The organism is Streptomyces alkaliphilus (genome assembly GCF_014141535.1).
GTDB lineage: Bacteria > Actinomycetota > Actinomycetes > Streptomycetales > Streptomycetaceae > Streptomyces > Streptomyces alkaliphilus.
Genome location: NZ_VKHT01000275.1, coordinates 1 through 5,595, shown reverse-complemented (window position 1 = coordinate 5,595; position 5,595 = coordinate 1). Strand labels below are relative to the sequence as shown.

Here is a 5,595-nt window from a genome sequence, read left to right as displayed (position 1 = left end):
CCCCGGAACCCTCCCCGGGGGCGGGGACGTCCCGGACCGCGGGACACTGAGCCCTCCGTTCCGCCGGCGCCCCCGGCGGTGTCCGGCGGTGTCCGGCGCGTGCCGCGATCAGCCGCCGGCCCGGGCTCCGGTGTCGGTCCCCGGGGTGTCCCGGTCCCCGTCCCCGGCCGCCGGCCTCCCGGAGGGCTCCGCCGGGTCGGGGGCGGGCCCGGTGGCGTCCGCCGCCCGACGGCGGCCCTCCACCTCCGCCCGCAGACGCCGGTCCAGGGCGAGGGAGACCTCCGCGTACACCACCTGCTTGGCGATCGGACGCAGGTGCTCGACCACCCCGGAGACCTCCTTGAGGTCGGCCTCCGACAGCGGCCCCTCGGCCTCCCGGTCCAGCACGTCCCCCAGCAGGTGGGCGCGCAGGAGTTCGGTGAAGCTCTCCGCCAGGTCCTCCGCGTGGCCGCGCACCCGTCGGCCGGTGGCCAGCACCGAGGACAGCGGCAGACCGGCGCGGACCAGGGCCGAGGACGCCTCCAGCAGGGTGCGGCTGACGTGCACCAGGTCGTCCCCGTCCGCCACGACGTAGCCGATCTCCATGGCGGTGGCCAGGTTCGCGGCGATGTCCTCGCCGGGATGGTCGCCCGCCTCGAAGCGCGCGGCCAGATCCTCCGGGGCCAGCCGGACGGGCTCCTCCTCCGCCGGCGGCCAGGGGTGGTCGGCCATGCCGAGGAGTTCGGCGGTGGCGCCGGTGCCGCGGCCCCGGGTGAAGGCGTCGATCAACTCGGCGATGCCGTTGAGGGTGTGACCGCGCGCCAGCAGTGCGGCGATGGTCCGCAGTCGGGCCAGGTGGTGGTCGTCGTACCAGGCCAGTCGCCCCTCGCGGCGGGGCGGGGGCAGCAGGCCGCGTTCGCGGTAGAAGCGCAGGGTGCGCACGGTGATGCCGGCGGCCTCCGCGAGTTCGGCGGTACGGTACTCCCCGCCCGCCCCGGTGCGGCTCACCGCCTCGTGGCCGGTCTGCGCCGTGTCCCCCGCGGGCCCGGTCTCCGGCCGTGCCGGCCGCTCATCCGTCATCCGCTCAGGTTAAAACGCGCCCGCGCCCTACCAATCGGTAGGCTCCTGCCCTACTCTCCCATCGTGCCAGTGATGACTGGCGCGATTCGCCGAGGAGGCCACATGCGTGAACGGGAACACGTCCGGGTGGCGGTGATCGGTACCGGTTTCGGCGGGCTCGGGGCCGCCGTGTGCCTGCGCCGGGAGGGCATCACGGACTTCGTCCTGCTGGAACGGGCGAAGGGGGTCGGCGGCACCTGGCGGGACAACACCTATCCGGGCTGCGCCTGCGACGTCCCCTCCCACCTCTACTCCTTCTCCTTCGCCCGGCGCCCCGACTGGCCCCGCAGCTTCTCCGGACAGCCGCACATCCTGGAGTACCTGGAGTGGGTCACCGACACCTTCGACCTGCGACCGCACATCCGCTTCGACTCCGAGGTACTGGCGGCCCGCTGGGACGGCGACGCCCTGCGCTGGGTCGTCGAGACCGCCTCCGGGACCCTCACCACCGACCTGCTGGTCTCCGCCGCCGGACCGCTCTCCGACCCCGACGTCCCCGACATACCCGGGCTGGCGGACTTCCCCGGCACCGTCTTCCACTCCGCCCGCTGGAACCACGGGCACGACCTGCGGGACGCCCGGGTCGCGATGGTCGGCACCGGCGCCTCGGCCATCCAGATCGTGCCCGCCATCGCCCCGGAGGTGCGACGGCTGACCGTCTTCCAGCGGACCCCGCCGTGGGTGCTGCCGCGCGCCGACCGCGCCATCGGCGAGGCGGAGCGCGCCCTGCACTCCCGCTTTCCCCCCAGTGCCGCGCTGCGACGCCGACTCCTCTGGCTGATCCGTGAGTTCCAGGTGGGGAACTTCGCCCGGCACCCGGAGCGGATGCGGATCGTCGAACGGTTCGCGCTGGCCCACATGCGCCGCGCGATCCCCGACCCCGACCTGCGGCGCGCGCTGACCCCGGACTACCGGCTGGGCTGCAAGCGGATCCTGCTCTCCAACGACTGGTACCCCACCCTCGCCGAGCCCCACGTGGACCTCGTGCCCTCCGCCCTGAGCGAGGTGCGCGGCTCCACCCTGGTCGCCGCCGACGGCACGGAGACGCGGGCCGACACCATCGTCTTCGGCACCGGCTTCCACGTCACCGACATGCCCATCGCCCACCGGATCACCGGCGCCCGGGGGATCACCCTGGCCGAGGAGTGGCGCGAGGGCATGGCCGCGCTGCGCGGCTCCACCGTCGCCGACTTCCCCAACTTCATGACGATCATCGGCCCCAACACCGGCCTGGGGAACAGCTCGATGGTCCTGATGATCGAGGCCCAGCTCTCCTACCTGGCCGACCTCACCCGGCGTCTGGCCGCGCTCTCCCACCGGGCGGGCCGGCCGGTCGCCCTGGTGCCCCGCCGCGAGGCGGTGGACGCCTACAACGACGCGATCCAGCGCCGCATCGCCCGCTCGGTGTGGAACACCGGCGGCTGCGTGAGCTGGTACCTGGACGCCAACGGTCGCAACACCACCGTGTGGCCCGACACCACCGCGGCCTTCCGCCGTGCCACCCGCGGGTTGGACCCGGCCGAGTACGAGGTGCTGGGCAGCCGGCTCGACACCCGGGTCCCCGAAGGAGCCGCCCGATGAGTCCCCGTCCCGACAGCGACACCCGACCCCGCGCCGCCGGTCCCGGCACGCGCGACGCCCACGGCGTTCCCGCCGGTTCGGTGCCGGCGGCCCGCGCCGGTACCCGGGCCCGCGAGCTGGTGGTGGAGTCCACCGGCGGCGCCCGCCTGCACACAGTGGTCCGGGAACCCGCCCGGCCGACCGGTGCCGACGCGTCCGCCGCCCCCGTGCCCACGATCGTCCTCGCCCACGGTTGGACCTGCGCGATCCCCTTCTGGGACGCGGTCGTCGACCGGCTGCCCGAGGACCACCGGGTGGTCCGCTACGACCAGCGCGGCCACGGCCGCACCCCGGCCGTGCGGCGCGGCTGCGCCCCCGAGCGCCTCGCCGACGACCTGTGCGCGGTGCTCGCCGCGACCGTCCCCGACGGGGAGCGGGCGGTGGTCGGCGGGCACTCGATGGGGGCCATGTCGATCGTGGCCGCAGCCGACCGGCCGACCTTCCGGGAGCGGGCCGGCGCGGCCGTGCTCTGCAGCACCGGCACCGACCGGTTGATCCCCGAGGCACGGGTGGCGCCGCTGCGCTCGGTGGCGTTGCGCGCCCGGGTGCAGCGGCTGATGCTCGGCTCGGCGCTGCCGATGGGACCGGTCACCCCGCTCACCGAGTGGGCGTTGGCCCGCGCCACGCTCGGCCCCGGTGCGGACCGCCGGTTGCGGCGGGAGGTGGCCGGGTTGGTGCACGCCTGCCCGCGCCGGGCCCGCGCCCAGTGGGCCGCCGTGCTCGCCTCCCTGGACCTGCGGGAGAAGCTGCCGATGCTCACGGTGCCGACGGTGGTCGTGCACGGCACGGCCGATCTGCTCACCCCGCCCGTGCACGCGCACCGCATCGCGCGTGCGCTGCCGAACGCGGGGGAGCCGGTGATGCTGCCCGGCCTCGGTCACATGACCCCGATGGAGGCCCCGGAGCGGATCGCCGGGATCCTGCGGGAACAGGCGGGTGAACATCCACCGGGAGGCGCATCCGATCGGGCCCTCCGGCCGGAAGGGGTTATCGAGGGCGCGGGAAGCGCGGGAAGCGCGGAGAACGGCGCCGGTGAGGGCGCGTGGAGCACCGACGCCGTGACCGGCGGGCGGGCCGGGGGCGGTGAGGAGGCGTGAGCGCGGACGTGCCCGGGATGCCGGGTGGAGGGAGCCGGGCCCCGGGGAGCGGTGCCCCGGGGAGTCGGCCGGGTAGTCGGGTCGCGGTGGTGACGGGCGCAGCCCGCGGCATCGGCGAACTACTGGTCCGCGGGTTGTCGGGGCGCGGCCTGCGGGTGGCGCTGGTCGGCCTGGAGCCGGAGCGGATGCGGGAGGTCGCCGACTCCCTGCCCGGGCCGGCGCTGGTGCTGCCCGCCGACGTCACCGACCCGGCGGCGATGCGGGAGGCGGCGCGGCGGGTCCGCGAGGACTTCGGCCGGGTGGACGTGGTGGTCGCCAACGCGGGGGTGGCCACCGGCGGGCCGTTCGCCGACTCCGACGACGCGACCTGGCGGCGGGTGATCGAGGTCAACCTCATCGGGTCGGCCGCCACCTGTCGGGCCTTCCTGCCCGACCTGCTGGAGAGCCGGGGCTACTTCCTCCAGGTGGCCTCACTGGCGGCGATCGTTCCGGCGCCGATGATGAGCGCCTACTGCGCCTCCAAGTCGGGAGCGGAGGCGTTCGCGCACGCCCTGCGGGCCGAGGTCGGCCACCGAGGTGTGGACGTCGGCGTGGCCTATCTCAGCTGGACCGACACCGACATGGTGCGCGGCGCCGACGAGGACCCGGTGCTGGGGGGCCGGCGGAGCAACCTGCCGTGGCCGGCCAACCGCACGTACCCGGCCGGGCCCGCCGTGGACCGGCTGGTGGCGGGCATCGAGCGCCGCGCCGCCCACGTGTACGGACAGCGTTGGCTGCGCGGCATGCAGGCGCTGCGGCCCCTGCTGCCCGCGGTGCTGGGCACGCTGGGGAAGCGGGAGATGCGCCGGTTGCCGCCGGGCCCGGCGGGCGGCACCCCGCCCGGGCTGGTGGGCGCCGGCGGGGCCGCCGACGAGCGCTCCCGCACCGGACCGGATCCGGCGCCGGAACCCGCGCCGGAGAGCTGACCGCACCGGGCCGGCGGGATCGGGCGGCGGCCCCGGCGACCCGTGGCCGCCGCGCCGGGGCCCGGCCGCGGGACCGCCCCGCCCCCGGGAGGGCCGGGGCGCGGGGCGGCCGGCGGTCGCGGGGTCAGCCGCGCTCGCCGCGCTCGCGCTTCTCGTCCCGGCGCGCCTGCGCCCGGTCCCGGCCGTGCTCGCCGTGTTCCCGGCCGCGCTCGCGGGCGTGCTCGCCGGTCCCGGCCGCGCGCTCCCGGCCGGCGCGCCCGCCGGATTCGGTGCCGCGTTCACCCCCGCGGCCGCCCTCCGACTCGCGGGAACGGTCGGTTTTCTTCCCACGACCCTCGTCGAGGTGCTCCTTGGCCCGCTGTGCCGCGTCCTGCGCCTTGTCCTTGAACTGGTCGAAACGGTCGGAGATCCCCATGTTCACTCCTTCGGGACGGGTCGGGAACACGTGGGACACGCGCCCCCGATCCAGCGTGGCACCGCTCGACATTCATCGCATATCGGGTGAAAAGCCCGAGGTGGTGGAGGGTTGCCCGGCCCCCCCGGAGCCGTTCCCGCCGCGCGGGGGCAGCGGGGGCCGACGCCGGTCCGGGATCCGCTCGTACCCCGGCGGCGAGTGCGCAGGCCGCCTCTCCAGCAACTCCAGCGCCAGCCGCACCGCCGTCTCCAGCACCGCCGGCCGCTCGTCGGCCCACTCCAGCGGCGAGCGCACCGCCTCCACGTCCGGCTCCACCCCGTGGTTCTCCACCCCCCACCCCAGGGCGTCGAACCAGGCGGCGTTCATCGGTACGGCTGTCTCTTATACATATCTGTGGCTG

Annotated in this window: 5 protein-coding genes and 1 pseudogene; 3 read left to right on the top strand and 3 right to left on the bottom strand. The window is 75.9% G+C overall.

Translation table 11 applies throughout. The annotated features are described in order from the left end of the window. Positions 1-108: 108 nt before the first annotated feature. Entirely contained in the window at positions 109-1,059 is a 951-nt protein-coding gene (locus FNQ90_RS11030) for a MerR family transcriptional regulator (protein WP_182606205.1), read from the bottom strand. Positions 1,060-1,161: 102 nt separating this feature from the next. Here FNQ90_RS11030 and FNQ90_RS11025 point away from each other — a divergent pair, with 102 nt between their 5' ends. From FNQ90_RS11025 to FNQ90_RS11015, 3 genes are read left to right on the top strand one after another with little or no spacing between them, the layout of a single operon-like run. Further along, on the top strand, positions 1,162-2,679 hold the full coding sequence (locus tag FNQ90_RS11025) for a flavin-containing monooxygenase (protein WP_182606204.1): 1,518 nt from the start codon (positions 1,162-1,164) through the stop codon (positions 2,677-2,679). Next, positions 2,676-3,815, top strand: a complete 1,140-nt coding sequence (locus FNQ90_RS11020; protein WP_182606203.1) for an alpha/beta fold hydrolase — start codon at positions 2,676-2,678, stop codon at positions 3,813-3,815. The genes FNQ90_RS11025 and FNQ90_RS11020 overlap by 4 nt, the downstream gene beginning before the upstream one ends. A gap of 17 nt (positions 3,816-3,832) precedes the next feature. Then, the gene (locus FNQ90_RS11015) at positions 3,833-4,780 is read left to right on the top strand and encodes an SDR family oxidoreductase (RefSeq protein WP_182606206.1); all 948 of its coding nucleotides are present in this window, start codon (positions 3,833-3,835) and stop codon (positions 4,778-4,780) included. Positions 4,781-4,904: 124 nt separating this feature from the next. On the opposite strand, the gene FNQ90_RS11010 is transcribed toward FNQ90_RS11015, so the two are convergent. Both FNQ90_RS11010 and FNQ90_RS11005 read right to left on the bottom strand, forming a co-directional pair. Further along, positions 4,905-5,195, bottom strand: coding sequence for a hypothetical protein (locus FNQ90_RS11010; RefSeq protein ID WP_182606202.1), 291 nt, complete (start codon positions 5,193-5,195; stop codon positions 4,905-4,907). A 72-nt stretch (positions 5,196-5,267) separates the two neighbouring features. After that, positions 5,268-5,567 (bottom strand): annotated as a pseudogene (locus FNQ90_RS11005) (hypothetical protein); the annotation flags it as partial. Between the last annotated feature and the right edge of the window lie 28 nt (positions 5,568-5,595).